General features: G+C 61.5%; 22 protein-coding genes and 1 pseudogene. 12 read left to right on the forward strand and 11 right to left on the reverse strand.

Going from position 1 to position 22224, the window contains the following annotated elements; all coding sequences use genetic code 11:
* Nucleotides 1–267, reverse strand: a complete 267-nt coding sequence (locus NL154_RS30160) for a PepSY domain-containing protein (protein ID WP_210633403.1) — start codon at nt 265–267, stop codon at nt 1–3.
* Between the two features lie 391 nt (nt 268–658).
* Here NL154_RS30160 and NL154_RS30165 point away from each other — a divergent pair, with 391 nt between their 5' ends.
* Both NL154_RS30165 and NL154_RS30170 read left to right on the forward strand, forming a co-directional pair.
* Nucleotides 659–1378, forward strand: coding sequence for a CBS domain-containing protein (locus tag NL154_RS30165; RefSeq protein WP_434734560.1), 720 nt, complete (start codon nt 659–661; stop codon nt 1376–1378).
* 126 nt (nt 1379–1504) lie between these two features.
* A complete protein-coding gene (locus NL154_RS30170; RefSeq protein ID WP_210633405.1) occupies nt 1505–2479 on the forward strand; it encodes an ABC transporter transmembrane domain-containing protein in 975 nt (324 codons plus the stop codon).
* A gap of 195 nt (nt 2480–2674) precedes the next feature.
* On the opposite strand, the pseudogene NL154_RS30175 reads toward NL154_RS30170, so the two are convergent.
* Both NL154_RS30175 and NL154_RS30180 read right to left on the reverse strand, forming a co-directional pair.
* A pseudogene (locus NL154_RS30175) lies at nt 2675–3250 on the reverse strand (propionyl-CoA--succinate CoA transferase); the annotation flags it as partial.
* 9 nt (nt 3251–3259) lie between these two features.
* A complete protein-coding gene (locus tag NL154_RS30180; RefSeq protein WP_434734561.1) occupies nt 3260–4084 on the reverse strand; it encodes a universal stress protein in 825 nt (274 codons plus the stop codon).
* A gap of 221 nt (nt 4085–4305) precedes the next feature.
* Between NL154_RS30180 and NL154_RS30185 the strand changes: the two genes are divergently transcribed.
* A complete protein-coding gene (locus NL154_RS30185; protein WP_210633407.1) occupies nt 4306–4644 on the forward strand; it encodes a TraR/DksA family transcriptional regulator in 339 nt (112 codons plus the stop codon).
* A gap of 257 nt (nt 4645–4901) precedes the next feature.
* On the forward strand, nt 4902–5357 hold the full coding sequence (locus NL154_RS30190; protein ID WP_210633408.1) for a pyridoxamine 5'-phosphate oxidase family protein: 456 nt from the start codon (nt 4902–4904) through the stop codon (nt 5355–5357).
* Nucleotides 5358–5438: 81 nt separating this feature from the next.
* Here the strand turns inward: NL154_RS30190 and NL154_RS30195 are convergent, their stop codons facing one another.
* Nucleotides 5439–6272 (reverse strand): universal stress protein, encoded by an 834-nt coding sequence (locus tag NL154_RS30195; protein ID WP_434734562.1) that lies wholly within the window; start codon nt 6270–6272, stop codon nt 5439–5441.
* A gap of 186 nt (nt 6273–6458) precedes the next feature.
* Here NL154_RS30195 and NL154_RS30200 point away from each other — a divergent pair, with 186 nt between their 5' ends.
* Nucleotides 6459–6758 (forward strand): hypothetical protein, encoded by a 300-nt coding sequence (locus NL154_RS30200; RefSeq protein ID WP_210633409.1) that lies wholly within the window; start codon nt 6459–6461, stop codon nt 6756–6758.
* 9 nt (nt 6759–6767) lie between these two features.
* Here NL154_RS30200 and NL154_RS30205 read toward each other — a convergent pair whose 3' ends face one another.
* Nucleotides 6768–7139 (reverse strand): hypothetical protein, encoded by a 372-nt coding sequence (locus tag NL154_RS30205; protein ID WP_210633410.1) that lies wholly within the window; start codon nt 7137–7139, stop codon nt 6768–6770.
* A gap of 237 nt (nt 7140–7376) precedes the next feature.
* Between NL154_RS30205 and NL154_RS30210 the strand changes: the two genes are divergently transcribed.
* A complete protein-coding gene (locus tag NL154_RS30210; RefSeq protein WP_221147270.1) occupies nt 7377–8633 on the forward strand; it encodes an MgtC/SapB family protein in 1257 nt (418 codons plus the stop codon).
* Nucleotides 8634–8737: 104 nt separating this feature from the next.
* Here NL154_RS30210 and NL154_RS30215 read toward each other — a convergent pair whose 3' ends face one another.
* From NL154_RS30215 to NL154_RS30225, 3 genes are all read right to left on the reverse strand, one after another.
* Nucleotides 8738–8998 carry a hypothetical protein gene (locus NL154_RS30215; RefSeq protein ID WP_221147269.1) on the reverse strand — a complete coding sequence of 87 codons (261 nt, stop codon included), beginning with the start codon at nt 8996–8998 and terminating at the stop codon, nt 8738–8740.
* A 142-nt stretch (nt 8999–9140) separates the two neighbouring features.
* A complete protein-coding gene (locus NL154_RS30220; protein ID WP_434734563.1) occupies nt 9141–9725 on the reverse strand; it encodes a cysteine hydrolase family protein in 585 nt (194 codons plus the stop codon).
* Between the two features lie 77 nt (nt 9726–9802).
* Entirely contained in the window at nt 9803–12172 is a 2370-nt protein-coding gene (locus NL154_RS30225) for a putative bifunctional diguanylate cyclase/phosphodiesterase (RefSeq protein WP_434734564.1), read from the reverse strand.
* Between the two features lie 118 nt (nt 12173–12290).
* On the opposite strand from NL154_RS30225, the gene NL154_RS30230 reads away from it, so the two are divergent.
* Nucleotides 12291–13097, forward strand: coding sequence for a transporter substrate-binding domain-containing protein (locus tag NL154_RS30230; protein WP_210633415.1), 807 nt, complete (start codon nt 12291–12293; stop codon nt 13095–13097).
* 101 nt (nt 13098–13198) lie between these two features.
* On the opposite strand, the gene fdhA is transcribed toward NL154_RS30230, so the two are convergent.
* Entirely contained in the window at nt 13199–14389 is a 1191-nt protein-coding gene (gene fdhA / locus NL154_RS30235; protein WP_020922845.1) for a formaldehyde dehydrogenase, glutathione-independent, read from the reverse strand.
* 717 nt (nt 14390–15106) lie between these two features.
* Here fdhA and NL154_RS30240 point away from each other — a divergent pair.
* On the forward strand, nt 15107–15544 hold the full coding sequence (locus NL154_RS30240; protein WP_210633416.1) for a hypothetical protein: 438 nt from the start codon (nt 15107–15109) through the stop codon (nt 15542–15544).
* A gap of 149 nt (nt 15545–15693) precedes the next feature.
* Here the strand turns inward: NL154_RS30240 and NL154_RS30245 are convergent, their stop codons facing one another.
* Entirely contained in the window at nt 15694–16590 is an 897-nt protein-coding gene (locus NL154_RS30245) for a DMT family transporter (protein ID WP_210633417.1), read from the reverse strand.
* A 112-nt stretch (nt 16591–16702) separates the two neighbouring features.
* Here NL154_RS30245 and NL154_RS30250 point away from each other — a divergent pair, with 112 nt between their 5' ends.
* A complete protein-coding gene (locus NL154_RS30250; protein WP_221147272.1) occupies nt 16703–17578 on the forward strand; it encodes a LysR substrate-binding domain-containing protein in 876 nt (291 codons plus the stop codon).
* Here the strand turns inward: NL154_RS30250 and NL154_RS30255 are convergent.
* Nucleotides 17553–18545, reverse strand: a complete 993-nt coding sequence (locus NL154_RS30255) for a GlxA family transcriptional regulator (RefSeq protein ID WP_210633418.1) — start codon at nt 18543–18545, stop codon at nt 17553–17555. The genes NL154_RS30250 and NL154_RS30255 overlap by 26 nt on opposite strands.
* Nucleotides 18546–18649: 104 nt before the next feature.
* Between NL154_RS30255 and NL154_RS30260 the strand changes: the two genes are divergently transcribed.
* The 3 genes from NL154_RS30260 to NL154_RS30270 are packed head-to-tail and all read left to right on the forward strand — an operon-like array spanning nt 18650 to nt 22221.
* Nucleotides 18650–19552: a 3-keto-5-aminohexanoate cleavage protein gene (locus NL154_RS30260; protein WP_434734565.1), complete on the forward strand. Its 903-nt coding sequence runs from the start codon at nt 18650–18652 to the stop codon at nt 19550–19552.
* Between the two features lie 7 nt (nt 19553–19559).
* Nucleotides 19560–21050: a carnitine 3-dehydrogenase gene (locus NL154_RS30265; protein WP_434734566.1), complete on the forward strand. Its 1491-nt coding sequence runs from the start codon at nt 19560–19562 to the stop codon at nt 21048–21050.
* A 10-nt stretch (nt 21051–21060) separates the two neighbouring features.
* Nucleotides 21061–22221: an acyl-CoA dehydrogenase family protein gene (locus tag NL154_RS30270; protein WP_434734567.1), complete on the forward strand. Its 1161-nt coding sequence runs from the start codon at nt 21061–21063 to the stop codon at nt 22219–22221.
* Nucleotides 22222–22224: the final 3 nt, after the last annotated feature.

Below are 22224 nucleotides of genomic sequence, written 5' to 3' on the forward strand. Positions count from 1 at the left end.
TCAGTCGCCTTTCTGGACGATTTCGCCGGACACCGGATTGAAATAGACTTCGGCGCGGTCGCCCTGCTTGTCTTTGCCGTAGATCTCGTAGCAGCTTCCGGTGATCTCGAAGGTTTTCACCTGGTAGCCCAGAGCGTCGATTTTTTCCTTCATGGCTTTCTCGGGCATCCACTTGGACTTCGGCTCCTTGGTGCAGCTTGGACTGGCGATCGCCAGAGCGGGAGTTGCGGCGATGATCACAAGAGCGGAGATAAGTTTCAACTTCATCGTTCAATCCTTTGCTTCTGCCTTCCATGAGGCGACCGCGACTGGATAGAGGCTTGAACCTGTCTGTTTGCTGTCGGTGAGACCATTCGTATTTGCGGCAGGCGAAGACGGGTAGCCTGCGGGCGCCTTGGTCCTGCCGATCCGGTGAGCAGGGCAAAGCCCCCACGCCGGAATTGAAGACGATTCGGCCGCGGCTTCGAGTTCCTTCCATTGTTGACGTTGATCAAAGCGTCCTGGCTTCAACGCCGCTAACTTATCCTCACTAGCCCCAAGGTTGCTTGCCTGCTCCAAAGGCTGGCACTCAGCCCACGGGCTTCGCAGGCAAATGCCGGCCTGGTTAAAGATTCTCGTGCGCCGTTGCCGAGGAGATGCGAAGCAACAGGAGTCGAAAATGCTCGTTCAAGACATCATGACATCGCCGGCGATCACTGTGACGACGTCCTGCTCCGTCGCCGAAGCCGCCAAGCTGATGCTCGACAACAAGATCAGCGGACTACCGGTTGTCGATGCCAATGGAGCGCTCGTCGGCATCGTCAGCGAAGGGGACTTTCTGCGCCGCGGCGAATTGAACACCGAGCGCAAGCGGTCGTGGCTGCTCGAATGGCTGACGAGCTCCGGAAAGATCGCCGCCGAATATGTCCGAACTCATGGAAGGCGGGTCGATGAGGTGATGACCTCCAAGGTCAGCACGATCGCGCCGACCGCCTCCATTTCCGACGCCGTCAAATCGATGGAACGCCAGGATGTCAAGCGTCTGCCGGTGGTGGAAAATGGCAGGCTCGTCGGTATCGTCTCGCGCTGCGATCTCTTGCGGGCTTTGTCTCGGGCACTACCGTCATCGCTTTCGGCCGGAGACGCTCAGATCCAGGCGGCAATCGAATCGGAACTTGCAAAGCAGAGCTGGAGCCGCAACGGCTTCATCCATTGCCACGTCGCCGGCGGCGTTGCCGAACTGACCGGAACGATCTTCGACGAACGCGAGCGCCTGGCCGCAAAGGTCGCGGCCGAGAACGTTGCAGGCGTGACGTCTGTCAGGGACCTGCTCGTCTGGGTGGATCCCTATTACGGCATCGCACTGCCGCCGCCGGATGCCGAGATGAGACAGAATTGAAAAGTCAGGGAGGCAAACCACGGAATGGCCAGCCGGCAGGAGCGCTCCAAAAGGTGAAAGCCCGTTCCCGTCGCTCGCAGCGGCGCCGGCCATTCTGACGCACAAATACGAGGCCATGAGGCTGAAATGCCGAGAAGTCTGTTTGGATTCGTGTTCCTGATAGGGCGCCATCACCAGATCGCGATCGCGGCCCTTTCGATCGTTCTCTTCCTCGCCGGCACCGCGCCGCTGGAGGTCCAGAGGCGCATCATCAATGCGGCCACAAACGGCACCCCCTATCAGGCCATTCTAATTCTCGTTCTTGCCTATCTCGGCCTCGTCCTGCTGGAAGGCCTGACCAAGCTGATGCTCAATATCTATCGTGGCTGGATCGGCGAGGTCGCGGTCCGCTGGCTGCGTAAATCGGCGCTTGCGACCTCGGAACGCTCGGCCGAGGCTCCTCTCGATGCGATTGCCGAAGGCGTGCAGCTCTCGATCATCATCGCCGAAGCCGAACCGGTCGGCGGTTTTGTCGGCACCAGCATCTCGGAACCGCTGCTGCAGGCAGGCATTCTTGTCGCGGTCGGCGGCTATTTGATCTTCCTGCAGCCCCTGATGGCGCTTGCCGTCGCCGTCGTCTTCCTTCCGCAGATCGGCTTCGTGCCGCTGATGCAGTCCGCGATCAACCGCCGCGTCGAAACCAAGATCACCGTCATGCGCCATGTCAGCCAGAGTATGGTCCAGCACGTTGTCACTAGTGATGCGCTCGATGCCCAGGATGATCGGATTGAGAGGCTCTTCTCGCTGAACATGAGCGTCTACAGGATCAAATTCACGATGAATTTCATGATGAACCTGATGACTCAGCTGGGCTATGCCGGCATCTTCGCCCTGGGCGGCTATTATGTCGTCACTGGTCAGACGGAAATTGGAACCGTCGTCGCCTTCATCTCCGGCCTCTCCAAAATCAGAGACCCGTGGGGAGAACTCGTCGACTGGTATCGCGACCTGAGGGTCACGCAGGTGAAGTATGCCATGATCCGGGATGCAAGTACTGCCGTAAGATTGCAGGAGGACGAGATGGTCGGGGACACGGCAGCGGCTGACGCCATGGAGGCGTGAAACGGGCGGCACTACGGCAGCATCTTTCCCATCCGCCGCAAGGCGTCATGCCAGCTGAGCGCCTCTTCCAGGAGATGAGGCGTGTGGCCGCCGCGTAGCAGCGCGCGCCGATAATGATCTTCCAGCGTTTCACGATAGGTCGGATGCACGCAGTTGGCGATGACGACCTCCGCCCGCTCCCGCGGGGCAAGGCTGGGTGACGACGATCGCGGCGATCTTTTCCGGCGGGATCGGAATGAAGGGTACGCCGATGCGGCGGTTGGGCGCAACGATGGGGATCGCCTCCCGGCTCGGTCGCGCGGCAGGGATATAGATATCGTGGAGACCTTCCAGTGCTTCCGGCTTCGACAGGTTTATCTCGACGATCACCTTCGGTGCGAGGACGGCGAAACTTGCCGAATTGCCGACGGAGGTCGTCAGCACGATGCCGCCGCCCTCGGTAATCGCGGTCGCCTCGATGACGGCCAAATCCACCGGTGCAAGCCGGCCGGTACGCAGGAATTCCACCGTCTCCGAAAGATGCTATAGACGAACATCACTTCGCCGCATTGATCGCCCGGAGCAAGACGGGATCGGATTGGACCGGCATGCGGCGCGCGATGACATGAGCCTCGGTGAGCGTGCTGTCGAGATTGTGGCCGAGCGATGCACCGGTCGTCGCCTTGGCCTCATGCCGACGATCATGCCATCGGTGATCAGCTGCGCGGCCTCCGCGGCATCGACGATACGATCCCACAGCCGATCGTTCCGAAGCCGGTCCTTAAACGTCATGCAGGCCCCTCAATGCGACAGCAGGACAGGCAGGGTGATGCTGGTCAGCACCGCCTGCGTCGCGCCGCCGAGCACGAATTCCCGCAAACGCGAATGACCGAAGCCGCCCGTGACGAGAAGATCGGCTCGCAATTCGAAGGCCCTGCTCTGCAGTACCTCCCCGACAGGATCGCCGTGTGCGCGCAGCCGCGTCACCTCCGCCATCACGCCGCTCTTCAGCAGGTTTTCGACGAGATAATCGCCTGTCTCGTACGTCACCGGCTTCTCGTCGACCACGGAAAGCAGGCAGACTTTGGAGGCCTGCTCCAGGAAGACGAAGGCATCATGTGCCGCCCGGGCAGCCGCGCGGCTGCCATCCCAGGCGATGGCGACACGGTCGATCCGGCCGCCGAAGGGCGCCGGCGGATAGAGTATGAGCGGCCGCCCCGACCCGAACAGTACCGCCTCGACGATCGGGCGGGAGAGGCCGGCCAGTTCCAGAAGCACGAGATCGTAGGCGCGCGAGGCTTCCGCCAGCGCGTCGACGACGAATGGCTCCTCGACCTTGATCTCGCGGGTGCGTAGATCGACGGAAGCCGCCCGTGCCTCATCGACCGCTTTCTGCGTCAGCGTCGAAGCGCGCCTGCGGCTCAGCGCCGCCGCTTCCCGCGCCATTTGTGCCGCATCGATGATCAGTGAGGAGAGGGCATTGGAGACGTCGGGAATGGTAATCTCCACCGCACAGACGGTGAGCGTCGCCTGCATGTGGCGCGCCAGCATGACCGCATTGGCGATCATGATTTCCGAAGTCGCATCAGGATAGGTGAGAAGCGGTAAAAAGATATGCCGTTTCATGGTGGACACCCCAAGAAGAGAATGGCGGACTGGGTCGCCACTCTCGCACTTCAGCGGGAATTGCGCGTTGACATGTCTCAAACTGCCCATCCCCTCCCCATTGATGCCGATCAATGCAGCCTTCCCGGGCGGTTGTACGGTGATGAGCGTTGCATTCGGCCGGCCGAATGGGCGAACAGAGCGCGGCATGTGCCGCCGTTTCACGCAGCGGGAAAGCGTCGATGAAGAACGAAGAGATAGAAAACAAACTGAAGACCATGAAAGCGGACCTGCAGCGCCGGCGGTCGGCGATCGATGCCGATCTCGGTGCCGCGCTGGATCCGGATAGCGAAGATCGTATCACCCAGGTCGAGAACGATCAGGTGCTGACCGAAATGCGAAGGGAAGCCGTTGCGCAAATCACATCGATCGAGGCGGCCCTGGAACGGCTGAAGCGCGGAAGCTTCGGTCGCTGCGTCAGATGCCTCGCCCCGATCGAACCCAACCGGTTGGAGGCCATCCCCTACACGCCATATTGCGTGAGCTGTGCCCGTCTGGCGGACGAGGGGCCCTCCCCGTAAGACCGAGCGTTCTGTGGCGGCGAGAAAGCGAGGGGGCCTGCCTTTCTCGCCGCCTGGATAATCGCTCCTCTGGTCATCCCGCAGCGACCATGCAGCACTCTGGCGTCAGCCAAGCTGACCTCTTCTGTGATGAGCGATCTGTTGCCCGAGCCGTCAGTCGGCCCTGCCAGACCCAAACGAGATTGCTCTTTATCAATGTGCGAAGCCGCGCGGCCGGTCTAAAATGACTCCTGGAACACCACCCGAAGGAGCGTCTCATGTCATTGGGTTTACGGGAACTTACGCTGGCTGAATGCCACGCCGTCCTGGGAGAGACAAGATTTGGGCACCTGGCCTGCTGCAAGGACGGTCGGCCCTATGTCGTGCCTATCTATTTCTCCTTTGAAGATGGCGTCGCATACTGTTTTTCGATGCCCGGCCGCAAAGTGGAATGGATGCGGGAAAACGACAGGGCGTGCCTGCAGGTGGACCGGCGGGTGGGCAAGGGCTGGACGAGCGTTATCGCCGAAGGAAAGTTCGAGGAGTTCCCCGACACCGAGCTCCGGCGGAGTGAGCGTCTGCACGCCTGGGAAATATTGCAGAAGCACGCGGACTGGTGGGAAGTCGGTTCGCTCAGCCCGAAGGAGGTTCCGATCCTTGCCGAATCTCCGCACATCTTCTTTGGCATCCTTGTCCGGACGTTGTCAGGCCGCGCGGCCTTTGCCATCGATTAATACCTATCGCCCGGACACGTGCCGCAACCGGGCGACATGCATGCAAGGTGAGAGGCGCCGGGCCGGCTGAACGCCGGCCGATCAGTGGGCCATGAATATCGGCATCCTGCTTTCTTCGATCATGCCGCGCGTCACGCCGCCAAAGATCGTCTGCTGCCAGCGGGGATGGTTATAGGCACCCATGACGATCAGGTCGGCGGACACGTCGACGGCGTGCTGCCGCAGGACCTGGTCTGCCGGCTGGCCGCCGCTGGCAATGCGATCCACCTGCACCTTCACGCCGTGCCGGGCAAGATAGGCGGCAATGTCGGCGCCGGGTTCCTCGCCGTTCGCCCGCATCCGCGCCACCGGATCCACCATCGTGACGTAAACGGTGTCGGCTTGCTTGAGCAGATCAAGCGATTGCCGGGCGGCGCGTGACGCTTCGTCGCTGGAATCCCATGCCAGCAAAACCGATCTCGACGAGGCATTCATCGCCCGTGTTCCGCGGTTGATGAGGATCGGGGTCGGCGTCTGGAAGAGTGCGCCATCGATGATGCGTTTGCGGAGGTCTTCGTCTCGGGCCGCCTGCCGCCCGATCAGGACGACGTCGGCATAGAGTGCCCTTTCGGCAATATCTTCGTCGGCCCATGCGAATTCCGTGTAGACGTCCTGGACTTCGTAGGAGATCTCGCTTCGGTCGAGAATATCCTTGATCTCCGCAGCCTTGTCGGAGAGCGCGTCGATCTCGCGCTGGCGTTCCTCAATCCATACGGGCGAGATGACATTGTAGTCCCCGATGATCGGAGCTGCTCCCGTCGCGATCACCAGCGCATTCAAATGCGCGCCATGGGCACCGCAGAAGTCGATGGCGGTTTTGAGATCTTCCTCGAACTGATGAACGCTGAGGATGCTGAGTACCGTCCTGATGGTCATGTCGATATACCTCTCTGGTTGGATAGGAAAAGGATAGTCACCATCGCCCCGGGTTCCTTGACCTTCGTCAAAGCGATATCGATTTCCGCCCTGTAGGCTGCTTCTCGATTGACAGGCGTGGCCGTGGACGTCCCGATCGCGGAATTCGGAGAGGTGCAGGGCCTGTCATCGGTTAGGAGGCCGTAAATGCTGTCGACGGAACGAGACTTCAAACGGGGCGGCGAGCGGTTGCCCATTCCTTCACAAGGTGAAGTCGAAGGCAAGCTTCTCATGTTCGAAGCGATTGCCGTCACCTGTTTGCAGGAGCTTGTCGCCAAAACGGAATCGCGCCTGGTCCCGAGGCTTCGCCGGAGACTTATCCGTAATCTGAAGGAGCGGTGCGCCCCATTGAAGCTTTGCGCGGATGACGAAAAGGCAGCAGAGGAGTTCGCGCTCCAACTGTTGAACGCAGCCCTGGAAAAAGCAGAAGACGAGATAGCGGGCTGAGCGGACGCCTCAAGCGCAGGTTCGAGCGCCCAAGTCCTTGACCGTCTCATCCGCCAGTTTGCGCACGACCTTTGCGGAGACCACCCCCATTTTCGAGGAGATCCCGGCCAGTCGCGCGGTCTCTCGAGGCGCCTCGGCCAAGGCATTCTGTGCAAAGTCGGCCACGACCTCGAACGTATCGTTCAGTTCGGCACTTTCGGCGAGGTCGTCCAGGAAGGTCTCGTAAAGTTGAAGCCGACGCCGGAATGAAGTCAGTAGTTCGATCTGACAACGCAGCATCATCCGCGACGCCTCGATGTTCAGTCTGTAGGCGGCGAGGAAAAGATTTCTAGCAGAAGCAGGCAGCGCCTGCTCCGGTATCAAAAGCGCGTTATCGACCATGGCGGAATCCTCTCGTCTCGTTCAAGATTATCGTCGCGGCGAAAGATCTCGTTGATCTACATCAAGCGGACTCTGCTCACTGCAACGGCACAATCAGATGGGGTGATTGAGCAATCGCAATGACCGGGCCGCATGGGTGTGGATGGCTTCCAGGAACAGGGAGAGGGAAATGCATGCTTATGGCATATCGGGCAGAAGATCTCCGGGAGGCGGCGCCGACAAAAACTGGACCTTCGGATGATGACTTCATTGGTGACGGCTGATGCATTCCAGCGCCTCAGTCTTGCACTTGCGATCGGCATACTCGTCGGTATCGAACGTGGATGGCAAGAACGCGAGGCCCCGCCGGGCAAGAGAGTGGCGGGTATCCGGACCTATGGCCTCTCGAGTTTCCTCGGCGGCTTTTGCGGCTTCCTGCAACCTATTGCGGGGCCGATCCTGCCGACGGCCATCTTCGTATTCTTTTGCATCACGATCCTTGTCTTCAGCCGCATGCAGGCGCTGCGGGAGGGTGACTACAGCGCAACCGGCGCCATTGCCGCGATCACGGTGTTCGCGCTCGGTTTCGGAGCCGTCGTTGCAGATATGACGACGATCGCGGCGAGCGCGGTCGCAATGACGGCACTTCTGGCGGCGCGGGAGCCACTGCACGGATTTCTGCGGAAATTGACCTGGCTCGAGTTGAGAGCCGCCCTGATCTTGTTGACGATGACCGTCGTCATTCTTCCAATTCTTCCCAATGAGGCGGTCGATCCCTGGCAAATGATCAACCCCTTCGAGCTGTGGATGCTGACCATATTCGTGGGGGCGGTTTCATTTGTGGGCTATGTCATGATCCGGCTCACCGACGCCAGAGCCGGACTGCTCCTGACGGGCGCTTGTGGGGGTATCGTTTCCTCGACGGCCTTGACCCTTTCCTTTGCCCGACAGTCCAAGCAGATTCCCGCGCTCTCGCCGCTGCTTTCAGCCGGAGCGATGATGGCGGGGGCGGTATCCCTGAGCCGGGTGCTTTTGATTTGCGGTGTCATCGCACCGGCGGTGATGGCGGAGCTTGCGGCATTGCTCGGCCCGGGTGCGGCGGCGCTTGCCATCGGCGGTGGCTTGGCCGGCTTGTCGCCGCGCGCCGGTGACAGTCCCGACTTTTCACCGAAAAATCCGCTGGAGGTGAACGTCGTCCTGCGCTTTGCTCTTCTTCTTGCCACCGTCACCATCGTGACGCGGGCGGCTTTGGAATTCTTCGGAACCCAGTCGCTGGGGGTGGTCGCCTTCATCACAGGGCTGGGCGATCTCGATGCGATAACGCTTTCGATCGCGAAGCTCCCGAACCTGCCGGCGGATGCGGCTGCACAAGCCATAGCGGTTGCTGCCTTCGCCAATCTTCTTGCGAAAACAGCGCTTGCAGCAAGCGCGGGAAGCCTTGGCTATGCGGTTCGGCTCGCCATGGTGAGCGGTATCGCGGTGCTCGCCGGTGCCGCCGGCTCGTTCCTGACGTAGGCGGATGATCTCGCCGTTGGCGATGATGCTTGGCGTTCGATCGCGTTGGATCTGACGCGCCGCTTCCTATGCGAGCCTCACCACGTCAGGGAGGCGAGCGGCACTCATGCGACAAGGTCGGCTGCATGAATTCTGATGCGCCCATCGCGCTCGAAATCGCCGCGATCGAATTTCGCGCAGGCAATCCGGCTGAAAAGGCCGATGTTTTCCTGAAGCCGGCTTTCGTCGCAACGCGGCGGCTGGGCAACCTCCAGAAGGGCCTCCCTGTCGATAACGACCATCTGGTTCGTGCCGCCCGCATCCATAACCAGCAGGGCTTCCTCGCCGGACGACTTCATCATTCCACTGATCAGCTTCAAAGACATTGCTTATCTCCGGACCGGTTGATCTCGCAAACCTGCCACAACACGCGCTGCCGGGCTCCTCGGACAGGCTGCCCGGAAAACGTATGCCGGCGCGGAAAGACCAGCCTTGATACACATCAATAAAGATCGCGGAAAAGGCTTCTCAGCCAAGGCCGCTCAAGAATTCATCGGTTTCCATGAGCTCCAGCTGCACGGAAAAGCGGTCGTGCAGAAGTTCCAGCGATGCGTCATAGGTGTCGTCGGCGCTGCTGCAGACGGCGTCCTTCAGCATGATGACACGATAGCCGAGATCGATGGCGCCGAGCGTAGCGGCAAGCACGCAGACGTCCGTTTCCCCACCGGTAATCACAAGGGTGTCGACGCGTTCCGATTGCAGGATGTTATGAAGGCGGCCGTCGATCCAGGGGGAATAGGTGCGTTTGTCGAAATATCTTGCCGGCGGAACATGCGAGGCGAGCGAGGAAGCCAGTTCGACGAGGCCACGCGGAAGATGTTCGCCTGTCATCATCCACCATTTCCGGTAATAATCGCGCCATTTTCCCGGCATCGCGTCCGCATGCTGGGGTGGCACGAAACGGGTGAAGATCGTTCGGGCTGGATAGCGGCCGGCGAGTTCCTCGATCTGAGGGGAGATCCGGGCCATCCATGGAACGTGCCATGACGTGTCTTCGGCAAACATCCGCTGCATGTCGACGCAAAGGTGCCGCCACTCGCCGATCTCGCCCATCGCATCCTCCGTTCGTCTTTGGGCGCGAACCGCTGCCCGGAGCGAAAGTTCCCGACGGCCGGAAGATCAGGAGATGGTCAGGCAATGGCTCCTGGAACGATCGTCCGTAAGGCGGCGCTGCTTTCGGGTTTGCCGAAGCAGTCGAGTTCGCGAAGCGGAACCGGTTTGGAGAAGAAGTAGCCCTGGAGGTCGGTGCAGCCGAGGGCGGCCAGAAAGTCCCTTTGATATTCGGTTTCGACCCCTTCGGCCGTCGTCGAAATGCCGAGGTTGCGGCTGAGCGTGACGATGGCGCCGATGATGGCCGCGCCGTTGGCTTTTGCGCCCAGCTGGGAAACGAAGGAACGATCGATCTTGATGCGGTCTATGTCGAAGCGGACAAGATGGCTGAGGCACGAAAAGCCGGTCCCAAAATCATCCAGCGAAATCTGAACTCCGCGGCCGCGCAGTGATTTCAGGACCGAATAGACATCCGAGCTATCCTCGATCAGCGAGGACTCGGTGAGTTCGAGCTCCAGGCGAGACGGCGGCAAGCCGGTCTCTTCAAGCACGGCGAAGACCTCCTCGGCGAAGTTGGGCCTTCTCAGTTGGGAGGGAGACACATTCACCGCCACAAAGGTGTCTCCAGGCCACTTGCAGGCAGCCCTGCAGGCTTCGCGCAGCACCCAGACACCGAGGGCATCGATGAGGCCCCCTTCCTCGGCCGCAGGGATGAAGCTGGCAGGCGTCAACAGTCCGCGCTGATTATGACGCCAGCGCACGAGAGCCTCCGCGCCAGACGCGGAGTATCCGCCCTCGGCGCGATGCACTGTCTGGTAGTAGACCTCGAGCGACCCGAAGTCCGGTCTGTTGCCGATTGGACCGGGTTGTGGAGCACCAGCCGACAAGGCCGCGCTCTTCGCCAGAACATCCCGCAATTCGTTCTTGAGGACGTCGCGCGCATTCCTGCCGCCGTCCATGGATGGCGAGTAGACGCGCCACTGACCTCTTCCGCCCACCTTAGCCTCATAGAGCGCGACATCGGCATAACGAATGAGATCGTCGGCATTGCGCCCGGCATCCGGCACGACGGTGACGCCGATCGAGCCGCCGACCCGGGCGACCGCTTCGCCCCTCAAAAGCGGGAAGGGTTTGCCGAGTTCGGCAACGATCGCTTCGCAGATGGACGGCAAGAGTTGATCATCTCTGATGTTCCGGAGAAGCAGGGCAAACTCGTCCCCGCCGAGCCGGGCAAGCGTGTCGTCCGGACGAAGCAACGCATGGATCCGCTCCGCAGCCATTCTGATGAGTTCGTCGCCGGCAGCATGCCCGAAGGTGTCGTTCACCGCCTTGAAGCGGTCGAGGTCGAGAAGCGCCACGGCCGACCGCTCGGCAGAATTGCGTGTATCGGCCAGGCACGCCTCGAACCGCATCGCGAACAAGGCGCGGTTGGGAAGGCCGGTCAGCACGTCGTGCAAGGCGAGCTGCCTGGCGTGCAGCTCGCTTTTCTTCAATTCGCCGAGACTGCTTCGCAGGCGCACGAGCAGAACCGAAAACAGGACCGCTATCACCAGGGCGGCGATCGAAAGCGCCGGCATCAAGCGGCCGATCACTCTCGAACCAGGAAGATCAGGCCGCCATACGATAAAGCCAATCGGTTCGCCGTTTGCCGTTGCGTCGATCTGGAACGCAACCTCGTTTTCATCAGCGTCGGCCGTTCGCGCGAAGCGCGCGCCGTTGAGGCCTTGCTGCCGGCTCAACTCGTCGAGCGCCGCGCCGTCGAGAAACCGCACGACGATCAGGAATTGCCGCATCGGCTGTGGTTGCCCCTCGGCCGCTTCGTTGACGGCAACGACGCCCACGATCGTCGGCCGGCCTTCGAGCCGCATCAGATTGGCCAGTGCATGGTTCGAGCGGGCGGTGTTGGCCGCTCGGCTTTCCAATGATGATGAGGTCCGTTCGCTGGAAGCGGTGCCGTGGTTCGCGTTCAGGCGCGCGTCTTTAAGGAGAGGCAGAAAGAGCGGTCTCATCCAGCGATAGCGCTTTTCGGTTTCGCCGTCGGTCAGCATGATCAGCTGCGCCTTGTCATCGACGACGAAGGCCTGGTCATAGCCGAATGCCGACATCGCAGTGTGGCTGATCGCACTCCCGGCCGCCGCCGTGAGAACGGTATCGAGGCTGGAGGAAACTCCGGCTGCCCGTGAGGCCGGATAAACGCCGGAGAGGTAGCCATTGCCGAACTGGCCGATGACATGCGCGACTTGATCGACCTGTTCCCTGAGGCGCGCATTGACAAGCTGGCGTTGTCGATCAAGGGCTGCCGCATCGCTCTCGGTTCCCGCCCAGAGTGCGGAAAGCACGACCAGTCCGATCGCTCCGAGTCCGCTGACAGCGATCAGGAATAGAATTCTCCCTGAAGCGATCCAGGATTGCTGAAACGAATTGGAGCTGGAAGGGACAACGATGTGCAAGCCTAAACCCCTGAACCCACCACGGGCGCATTCGTGGACGGTAACAAACAAGCGTTCACGTAGAATTAAAGGCTGGGGCGCACTATGGCGGAGACTACGTCACAAGGAGTTTCCGTCGATGTTGCGTCTATCCTTTCGGACTATACTGCGCGCAGCGCTCATGGCGGGCGGTTTGGTCGTCCTTCTTGCCGCCACCTCGCCGCTGCAGCTGGCGGCGCAAGATCGTACGCCTCTGAGAGTTGCGGTCGAAGGTGCATTTCCGCCCTTCAATTACCTTGATGCAAATAACCAGCTGCAAGGCTTCGACATCGATATTGCCAATGCCCTTTGCGACGCCGGCAAGTTCGAATGCCGGTTCGTCATCGAAAAATGGGACGACATGATCCCCGATCTCGTCGCCGGCAAATACGACGCGATCATCTCGTCCATGTCGATGAGCCTGGAGCGCCGCCAGAAAGTCGCTTTTACCGAGCAATATTACACCAGCCCGTCGGTGTTCATCGCCCGCAAGGACTCGCCGATCAACGACGTCAGCCCTGCCGCCCTCAGCGGCAAAAGGCTCGGGGTGACATCGTCCACGGCGCAGGAATCCTATGCCAACCACCTCTATCCGGAGTTGAAGAAGACGGTTTTCCGGTCTTCGCCGGAATTATACAAAGGTCTGTCGGACGGGCGCGTCGACATCATCCTTGAGGATAAGCTTGCCATTTATGACTGGATCGCCAACACGAAGGCGGGAACCTGCTGCGAATTCAAGGGACCGGATCTGGTCGACGTCACCTATTTCGGCGAAGGTGCGGGGATCGCCTTGCGCCTGGATGACAAGGAGCGTCTTGCGCGCCTGAACGAGGCCTTGAAGGCCATCAAGGCCGACGGGACCTACGACATGATCAACGCCAAGTATTTCCCGTTCAGCATCCAGTAGTTCTGCCGTAAACCTCTGGCAATCGATCGGTTCAGACCGTTACGGCGCCGCGCCTGCGAAGACAGGCGCGGCGCCGTAAATCTTGTCTTCAGGCCCTGGCGTCAGGCGGCTTTCGCGACCTCTCCATGCGGATCGAGGACATACTTCGTTGCCGCGCCATGGTCGAAACTTTCATATCCAGCGGCGGCATCGTCGAGCGGGATGACCTTGGCGTTGACGATGTCGGCGATCGGCAACCGGTCGTGGAGGATCGCCTGCATGAGCTGGCGATTATATTTGAGCACCGGAGTCTGTCCGGTGTGGAAGGACTGCGCCTTGGCCCAGCCGAGACCGAAGCGAAGCGAGAGATTGCCGTGCTTGGCGGCATTGTCGACGGCGCCCGGATCCTCGGTGACGTAGAGGCCGGGGATGCCGATCGAGCCTGCGGCGCGGGTGATCTCCATCATCTGGTTGAGCACGATCGCCGGCTGTTCCCCGCCGGAATGGCCACGTGCCTCGAAGCCGACCGCGTCGATCGCGCTGTCAACCTCGTTGCTGCCGACGACCTCGGCAATCATGTCGCCGAGACGATCGCTCTTGGAAAGATCGATGGGTTCGAAACCAACCTTCGCGGCATGCGCCAGGCGATCCTTGTTGAAATCGCCGATCATGACGACGGCGGCACCGAGGATGCGAGCCGAAGCCGCAGCCGCTAACCCGACAGGACCGGCACCGGCGACATAGACGGTCGAGCCGACGCCGACGCCCGCGCGCACTGCGCCATGAAAGCCGGTGGGCAGAATGTCGGAAAGCATGGTGAGATCGCGGATCTTCGCCATCGCCTTGTCGCGATCTGGAATTTTCAGCAGGTTGAAATCGGCATAGGGAATGGTGACGTAGCGGGCCTGTCCGCCGATCCAGCCCCCCATGTCGACATAACCGTAAGCGCCGCCGGCGCGCGCCGGGTTCACCGTCAGGCAGACGCCGGTATCCTGGGATTTGCAGCAGCGGCAACGGCCGCAGGCGACGTTGAAGGGCACCGAAACGATATCGCCGATTTCGAGCATCTCGACGTCGACGCCTTTCTCGATGATTTCGCCGGTGATTTCATGGCCGAGGATCAGGCCCGGCATTGCCGTCGTGCGGCCGCGGACCATGTGCTGATCGGAGCCGCAGATATTGGTGGAGATAACCTTCAGGATCACGCCGTGCTCGATGCGGCGGCCATCGGGCGCTTCCAGCTTCGGATCGTCGATATCGCGGACTTCGACCTTTCCCGGCCGGAGATAGACGACGCCTCTATTCTTGCTCATGGATTCCTCCCATGTGTTGAATGCCTCGAGCTGCAACCAATGCAGTCGACGACAACTATTCCTCCGGCCTGCCTCCTCCGCAGTCCGGTATTCAGATCGCCGCATCGGGCGATATTTCGAATTTCGCAGATAGGCGGCGACAGGCGGGATCGAGGAGAGAGTGAGCACGATAGGTCTGGCCTGTCGTTCCGATCGTCATATCCCGCCGCAATCCAGAGATCTGCTGCACAAAGAGCTCGTTCGGGCTCCAGAACCTCCTTTCGATCCGTCTCGATCTGCGGATGTCAATCCAGCGACCGCTTTCAGGACTTCAGTTCTACCACCGCTAAGGGGCAGCGCGCCGGCGGCTGGCCAGCCTCGCATGTTCATGTCGCCAGCTTAAGAGGCAGCGCCGTGAACATGACCAGAAAACCATGCCTGATCGAAAACGGCGCCCAAAAAAACGACATGAGTGACACTCAAGGCGACAGTCCGCCAAGTCGCAACGGCTTCCAGCGGAAACGATAGATTGACCTCGCGAATACGGCAGTTTTCCGGATCGCTCCGGATGATAGGATCGCAACCGTCGGGCTTCCCCTGCTAAACTCGTGGCACCTGTAATCACATCTTTTGGCCCGCGGCAGATGTCGTTTTCAATCGTGATTGGACTTCGGCTGTGACCTGAGCGAGGCTGTTTTTGGGAGCGGACCATCTATTTTTCCGGGATAGGAGGCCGAAATGGAACAGCATGCACTCGAGCAGTTGAAAACGATCGCGAAGGTCAGCACGACCTATAATCGCCTTGAAATGACGAGGCGCGAACGGCTTGAACGGTGGGCCGACAGTCTGGAACGCAGCCCCAGGCCGTTTCTCAAGACGCTTCACGAAACCGAGTATCAGCCGATTGCAGATCGGCTTGCGTTGCGGGATGACGACACTCCGATCTCTGTTGCGTTCGCTGATCCCATTCTGCGGGCGGCAGGAATGGAAAATGACAGCTATGGAGAAGCCAGGCGGTTCTTCGAACTCAGCGATGAGCAATTGCACGACCTGGTCTGCTTTTGTCATTTCGGGGAACGCGTCAGCGCTGCAACACTAGCTCGCCGCGTACGAAAGATGGCGGCTCACAAACCAGGCGGGTTTTTCGCTCAGCTTCGTGCGTTCTTTGGTAATTGAGGCCAAGGCCACCTGGAGCTGCAAAGGGCTAGCCGTGCCGCCGGGTGGGACGGCCGCCACGGCAATCGCTTGGTCGCTCATCGGCGCATGAGCGAACACTGCCTAACCCGTCGCGTCAGTGGACTGGAGGATAGGCGGCAGCTAGCCGCCTACGGCCGGCGGTCCCGGTTGAAGTCGACCGCCGTGTGCCAGAACACGGCGCCGATGATGATTGCGCCACCGAAATAGGTGGCGATCGGCGGCTGCTCGGAAAACAACAGCCATACCCAGAAGGGCGTCAGCACGATTTCCATCGTGCCGATCAGCGCCGCCTCCGCCGGCGGCATCCGCTTTGCCCCGGCAAGGAAGAGCACCAGTGCCAGCGAGAAGTTGGTCGCGCCGAAGGCGGCAAGGACGATCCAGTTGTGCAGATCGAGCGAGCCGACCGAGCCGAAGGGCGCGAAGATGACGAGAGTGAGGAAAGCGCTGACGACGGTTGGCGGCAGGCTCGGCACATCGGGGCTGATGCGCGGAATGATGATGACGAGCGCGAAGGAGGCCGTCATGCCGAGCGCCAGCAGGTCCCCCCAGCCCGTGCCGCCGCCGATCGACGAAGCGACGATGATGCCGACGCCGAAGAGGGAAACGGCGCCGGCAATCATCGTCCGCCTGGCCACTCTCTCCTTGAGGATGAGCCAGCCGAACAGCGCCGCGATGAAGGGCGTCGTCGCATAGATCATCGTCACATTGGCGACGGTGGTCATGTAAAGCGCCCCGATGAAGCATCCCTGACTGAAGGTCTGGCATGCGATCATTGCAAGTCCCGACGGATGAAAGACAGAGCGCCATTGCCGCCGCGAGATGCCCCCTTCGAGGAAAAGGCAGGGGATCAGCAGGAACAGGCCTCCGAACAACGACCGCCAGGCGATCGCCGTCCACACGTCGGTGGTCAGGAGCCGCGAGTAAACACCGCTCGCGCTCCAGGCAAGGGTCGCGGCAATGATGAGAAGCACACCCTTCTCGTGCTCGCTGCCTGCGAGGTCTCTGGCCGGATTTTCAATGGTCACGCGGATGGTCTCAATGAAGGAAGTCGAACGCCGCCCATTTCTGCGCCAGCAATTGACATTAGACAAACGAATAGTAGTGATGGCTATCATCGAGTTTTTCTATGGCTTGCCAATGCACGAGGCTATCGAAAGCGACCTTCTCAGAACCTTTTTGGTCGTGGCCGAGACGTCGAACTTCTCCGCGGCCGCGCAGCGAATCGGGCGCACGCAATCGGCCGTCAGCACCCAGATCAAGAGGCTCGAGGCGGCGATCGGCGAGCCCCTCTTCGAGCGCGGCGCCCGCGGCGTGCAACTCACGCGCCCGGGTATACAGCTCGTGCCCTATGCCCGCAGGGTCATCGATCTGCTGAACGAGGCCGCCGCGACGATCCGCAGCAAGCCGCTGGACGGGCCAGTGCGCATCGGAATTCCCGAGGAATACAGCCAGACGGTTCTGCCCGCGGCGCTTGCGGCTTTCGCTGTGCGTCACCCGGCCGTCGAGGTCACTGTCTCCTGTGATTATACGTCGCGCAACCTTGCCGCTCTGGAGCGGGACGAACTCGATCTGGCCGTCGTTTTCGACTGGAGCGACCAGACGAAAGGTGAGGTCATCTGCATCGATCCCACAGTCTGGGTCACCTCGATGGTCCACCGGCTGCACGATCTCGACCCCCTCCCCATTGCGACCTATCGCAACTCCACCTGGTCACGTGATTTTGCGCTCCGGTCGCTGGAGCAGATCGGCCGCAACTACCGCATCGCTTTCATCGCCGATACGGGATCGGGACTGAAGAATGCGCTGACCGCGGGCCTTGCCGTGACAACACTTTCCCGCAGCAGCATCCCGCCCGGCTGCCGGGAGCTGACCGCCGAAGATGGTTTCCCGCCAGTTGATTCCTCAAAGGTCGTGCTCCGCCGCAGCACCTACCGTTCCACCGAAGCCATCCGCGAGCTCGCCGAGATGATCCGGGACGCGTTCCAGCCTACGTCGCCGCTGCCGATGGCGTGATGCGGCGGCGCAGGCGGCGCCGGGTCTCGGACGGGCTTTCGGAGAAACTCGCCCGGTAGCTTCTGGCAAAGGCCGAGGCCGAATTGAAGCCGGTTGCCGCCGCGATGTCGGCGAAGGAGGCAGTCGTCTCGATCACCTTGCGGCGCGCCGCGTTCAGGCGCAGCGCGAGATAATGCACATGCGGCGGCACGCCGATGCTCTGCTGGAAGAGATCCTGCAGATGCCGGGCGCTGATGCCCACCCTTCGGGCGATCCGCGCCAGGATCAGAGGCTGCTCGATATGTTCTTCCATAAGCCGCACCGCCTGCGCCACGCGGGGATCGTGCATGCGCAATCCTGGCGAGGCGGCGGAAAGCGGCTCTTCGGCATGAAAGGAGGGCTGCTCGTAGCGGAACAGCCGGCTGACTTCGAGCGCCAGCGAATAACCTTGGCGCTGCCGGATGATCTCCAGCATCAGGTCGACGGTCGGAAGCGAGCCTGATGTCGTCAGCCGCTTGCCGTCGATGACGAAACGATCCTTGACGGCCCGCACCTCCGGATAGGCGAGCGCAAAATCCTCGTAATCCTCCCAATGGACGGTCGCCGGCAATCCGTCGAGCAGGCTTGCTTCGGCCAGCAGCCATGTGCCGGATTCGATGCCGGCGATGACCGTGCGGTGGCGGGCGGCCTGCGAGAGCTGCATCTTCAGCGCCGGCGTTGCGCTTTGGTGCCAGTTGTAACTGGCCAGCACGAAAAGCGGCGTCTCCTCGCTCGTTGCCCTGAAGGTGCCTTGGGCCGGAATGGCGATATGGCTGGTGGTCGGGACCGGCGCCCCGTCCGGCGTCAGCAGCCGCCAGCGATAGAGTTCGCTGCCGGAGATGCGATTGGCGCCGCGCAGCGGCTCGATGACCGACGCGATCAGGATCAGGTTGGTATCCGGCAGGACGAGAAGGTCGATATCGAGCCGTTCCGTTGATCGCTGCAGCAAGGCCACCTCCATGAGTTCTGATAATGTATCAAGATCTTCTGAAAGTGCAAAGCATCCTCCTCGATGCTGTCGCGTAATGGAGACAAGACTGGGAGAACAAAAACATGCCTCTAGCGATGAACCGCGATGTCTTCGTCACCTGCGCCGTCACCGGTGCCGGCGATACGGTTTCCAGATCCAGCCACGTTCCCATCACTCCCAAGCAGATCGCGGATTCCGCGATCGACGCCGCCAAGGCTGGGGCGGCCGTTGTTCACTGCCATGTCCGCGATCCGGAAACGGGGGCGGCCAGCCGCCGCAACGATCTCTACAAAGAGGTCACCGACCGCATCCGTTCGGCCGATGTCGACGTCGTCCTCAATCTCACTGCCGGCATGGGCGGGGACCTGATCTTCGGCGATGTCGAAAGCCCCCTTCCCCTCAATGCGAGGGGTACTGACATGGCGGGCGCCAGCGAGCGCGTCAGCCATGTCGCCGAGTGCCTGCCGGAGATCTGCACGCTCGACTGCGGCACGATGAACTTCAACCTCGGCGACTATGTCATGACCAACACGCCGACCATGCTGCGGGCGATGGCAAGCAAGATGACGGCTCTTGGCGTGCGGCCCGAAATCGAAGCCTTCGACACCGGCCACCTCTGGTTCGCCAAGCAGCTCGCCGAGGAGGGGCTGATCGAAGACCCGGTGCTGATCCAGCTCTGCATGGGCATTCCATGGGGCGCGCCTGACGATCTCAACACCTTCATGGCGATGGTCAACAATGTGCCCGAGAGCTGGACCTTCTCGGCCTTTTCGATCGGCCGCAACGCCATGGCCTATCCGGCTGCGGCGGTTCTTGCCGGCGGCAATGTGCGTGTTGGCCTGGAGGACAATCTCTTCATCGGCAAGGGCCAGCTCGCCACCAATGCGCAGCTCGTCGAAAAGGCGGTGCAGGTGGTGGAAGGCATGGGCGCGCGGATCATCGGTCCGGAAGATGTCCGCAAGAAGCTGAAATTGACGAAACGCTGAGGATATCATGACCAAGATCGGCAAGGCGGCCTGTATCGGCGGCGGCGTCATCGGCGGCGGATGGATTGCCCGTTTCCTGCTCGCCGGCATCGACGTGGATGTGTTCGATCCGCACCCGGAGGCGGGCCGCGTCGTCGGCGAAGTGATTGCCAACGCCGAAAAGGCCTATGCCATGCTGACCGGCGCGCCGCTGCCACCGCGCGGCAGGCTGACCTTTTGCGGGACGCTCGAGGAAGCCGTTGCCGATGCCGACTGGATCCAGGAAAGCGTGCCGGAAAGGCTCGACCTCAAACGCGGCGTGTTGACGCAAATCGACGCCGCGGCGCGTCCCGACGCATTGATCGGCTCTTCTACCTCTGGACTGTTGCCGACCGATCTGCAGCGCGACATGAAACATCCCGAACGTCTCTTCGTCGCCCATCCCTACAACCCGGTCTATCTGTTGCCGCTCGTCGAAATCGTCGGCGGCGAGAAGACTTCCGGGGCGACCATCCAGGCGGCGATGGACAGACTGCCGCCGATCGGCATGAAGGGCGTCCACATCGCCAAGGAGATCGAGGCCTTTGTCGGCGACCGGCTGCTGGAAGCGCTCTGGCGCGAGGCCTTGTGGCTCATCCATGACGATATCTGCACCGTCGAGACGCTCGACGACGTTATCCGCTATTCCTTCGGCCTGCGCTGGGCGCAGATGGGCCTGTTCCAGACCTACCGCATTGCCGGCGGCGAGGCCGGCATGCGGCATTTCCTGGCGCAGTTCGGCCCTTGCCTTGCCTGGCCCTGGACCAAGCTCACCGATGTCGTCGATCTCGACGATGCGCTGATCGAAAAGATCGGCCGGCAATCCGACGAGCAGGCCGCCGGCCTTACGATCCGCGAGCTCGAACGCATCCGCGACGAAAACCTCGTCGGCATCCTCCAGGCTCTCAAGGGCGGCCACGGCGGCCGGGGATGGGGCGCCGGCAAGCTGCTGAAGGATTTCGAGCAGTCGCTCTGGGCGCGGGACGGCAGCGCGGCCGCGTCCTTCGATCCGTCGAAGCCGCTGCGGCTTGTCGAAACGAAGGTAAGCCCTGCCTGGGTCGACTATAACGGCCACATGACCGAGCACCGCTATCTGCAGGTTTTCGGTGACACCTCGGACGCCCTGTTGCGTCTCGTCGGCGTCGACCTTGGCTATGTCGAGGCAGGCCACAGCTACTATACGGTGGAAAGCCATATCCGCCATCTCGGCGAGGCAAAACTCGGGCAGGCGATCCATTCGACCTGCCAGGTGCTGGCCGCCGATGACAAGCGGCTGCATGTCTTCCACACTCTCTACGACACGGCGTCGGGCGAGGCTCTCGCGACCGCCGAGCACATGCTGCTGCATGTCGACAGCAAGGCAGGCAGGGCCGTGCCGGCGCCGGCCGCTGTGCTCGACAAGATCAAGGCGATCGCCGCGGCACATTCGGAATTGACGCTGCCCGAAGGCGCCGGTCGTCACGTCGGCCAGAGGCGATAGGAGGAGCGGCATGGATTTCGGTCTCAGCGAAGAACAGGAAATGATCGCCGACACGGTTCGAGCCTTTGTCGAAACCGAAATCTACCCGCATGAAAACGAGGTGGAGCGCAGCGGCATCGTCCCGCCGGAACTCGGGCGCGAGATCCAGCGCAAATGCATCGAACTCGGCTTCTACGCCTGCAATTTCCCCGAAGAGGTCGGTGGCGCCGGCCTCGATCACGTCACCTTCACGCTGGTCGAGCGGGAGCTCGGGCGTGGCTCCCTCGGGCTGACGGTTTTCTTCGGCCGACCGTCCGGCATCCTGATGGCCTGCGAGGGCGAACAGCGCGAGCGTTACCTGCTGCCGGCGGTGCGCGGCGAGAAGATCGATGCGCTTGCCATCACCGAGCCGGATGCCGGTTCCGACATGCGCGGCATGAAATGCGCCGCCCGCCGCGATGGCGGCGATTTCGTATTGAACGGCACGAAGCATTTCATCTCGCATGCCGACGTCGCCGATTTCGTCATCGTCTTTGCCGCGACCGGCGAGGAGGAAACGCCGAAAGGCATCAAGAAGAAGATCACCGCCTTTCTGGTGGATCGCGGTACGCCGGGCTTTCAAATCCTCAAAGGCTACGATTCCGTTTCGCATCGCGGCTATCACAACTCGACGCTCAACTTCGAAGATTGCCGCATTCCTGAAGCCCAGGTGCTGGGCGAGGTGCATCGCGGCTTCGATATCGCCAATCAGTGGCTTTACGGCACCCGGCTGACGGTCGCCGCCACCTGCGTCGGTCGGGCGCGCCGCGTCTTCGAAATGGCCTTGCCCTATGCCGCCGAGCGCAAGCAGTTCGGCAAGCCGATCGGCGCCAATCAGGGCGTGTCGTTCAAGCTTGCCGATATGATCACCGAGATCGACGCGGCCGACTGGCTGACGCTTGCGGCCGCCTGGCGGCTCGACGCCGGCCTTGCCGCCGACCGGCAGATCGCTTCGGCCAAGCTCTATGCCTCCGAAATGCTTGCCCACGTGACGGATGAGGCGATCCAGATCTATGGCGGCATGGGCCTGATGGACGACCTGCCGCTTGCCCGTTTCTGGCGCGACGCACGCGTCGAGCGCATCTGGGACGGCACCTCCGAGATCCAGCGGCACATCATCAGCCGCGACCTGCTCCGGCCTTTGGGAGCATGAGCC

The sequence above is a fragment of the Rhizobium sp. YTUHZ044 genome, from assembly GCF_051123975.1.
GTDB lineage: Bacteria > Pseudomonadota > Alphaproteobacteria > Rhizobiales > Rhizobiaceae > Rhizobium.

Coding starts and splice junctions, on each gene's coding strand:
- NL154_RS30205 (WP_210633410.1), bottom strand. CDS start 7,139: ATGGTCGATAACGCGCTTTTGATACCGGAGCAGGCGCTGCCTGCTTCT.
- NL154_RS30210 (WP_221147270.1), top strand. CDS start 7,377: ATGATGACTTCATTGGTGACGGCTGATGCATTCCAGCGCCTCAGTCTT.
- NL154_RS30195 (WP_434734562.1), bottom strand. CDS start 6,272: ATGACCATCAGGACGGTACTCAGCATCCTCAGCGTTCATCAGTTCGAG.
- NL154_RS30250 (WP_221147272.1), top strand. CDS start 16,703: ATGCACGAGGCTATCGAAAGCGACCTTCTCAGAACCTTTTTGGTCGTG.
- NL154_RS30240 (WP_210633416.1), top strand. CDS start 15,107: ATGGAACAGCATGCACTCGAGCAGTTGAAAACGATCGCGAAGGTCAGC.
- NL154_RS30220 (WP_434734563.1), bottom strand. CDS start 9,725: ATGGGCGAGATCGGCGAGTGGCGGCACCTTTGCGTCGACATGCAGCGG.
- NL154_RS30230 (WP_210633415.1), top strand. CDS start 12,291: ATGTTGCGTCTATCCTTTCGGACTATACTGCGCGCAGCGCTCATGGCG.
- NL154_RS30200 (WP_210633409.1), top strand. CDS start 6,459: ATGCTGTCGACGGAACGAGACTTCAAACGGGGCGGCGAGCGGTTGCCC.
- NL154_RS30190 (WP_210633408.1), top strand. CDS start 4,902: ATGTCATTGGGTTTACGGGAACTTACGCTGGCTGAATGCCACGCCGTC.
- NL154_RS30260 (WP_434734565.1), top strand. CDS start 18,650: ATGCCTCTAGCGATGAACCGCGATGTCTTCGTCACCTGCGCCGTCACC.
- NL154_RS30160 (WP_210633403.1), bottom strand. CDS start 267: ATGAAGTTGAAACTTATCTCCGCTCTTGTGATCATCGCCGCAACTCCC.
- NL154_RS30270 (WP_434734567.1), top strand. CDS start 21,061: ATGGATTTCGGTCTCAGCGAAGAACAGGAAATGATCGCCGACACGGTT.
- NL154_RS30265 (WP_434734566.1), top strand. CDS start 19,560: ATGACCAAGATCGGCAAGGCGGCCTGTATCGGCGGCGGCGTCATCGGC.
- NL154_RS30170 (WP_210633405.1), top strand. CDS start 1,505: ATGCCGAGAAGTCTGTTTGGATTCGTGTTCCTGATAGGGCGCCATCAC.
- fdhA (WP_020922845.1), bottom strand. CDS start 14,389: ATGAGCAAGAATAGAGGCGTCGTCTATCTCCGGCCGGGAAAGGTCGAA.
- NL154_RS30180 (WP_434734561.1), bottom strand. CDS start 4,084: ATGAAACGGCATATCTTTTTACCGCTTCTCACCTATCCTGATGCGACT.
- NL154_RS30165 (WP_434734560.1), top strand. CDS start 659: ATGCTCGTTCAAGACATCATGACATCGCCGGCGATCACTGTGACGACG.
- NL154_RS30215 (WP_221147269.1), bottom strand. CDS start 8,998: ATGTCTTTGAAGCTGATCAGTGGAATGATGAAGTCGTCCGGCGAGGAA.
- NL154_RS30185 (WP_210633407.1), top strand. CDS start 4,306: ATGAAGAACGAAGAGATAGAAAACAAACTGAAGACCATGAAAGCGGAC.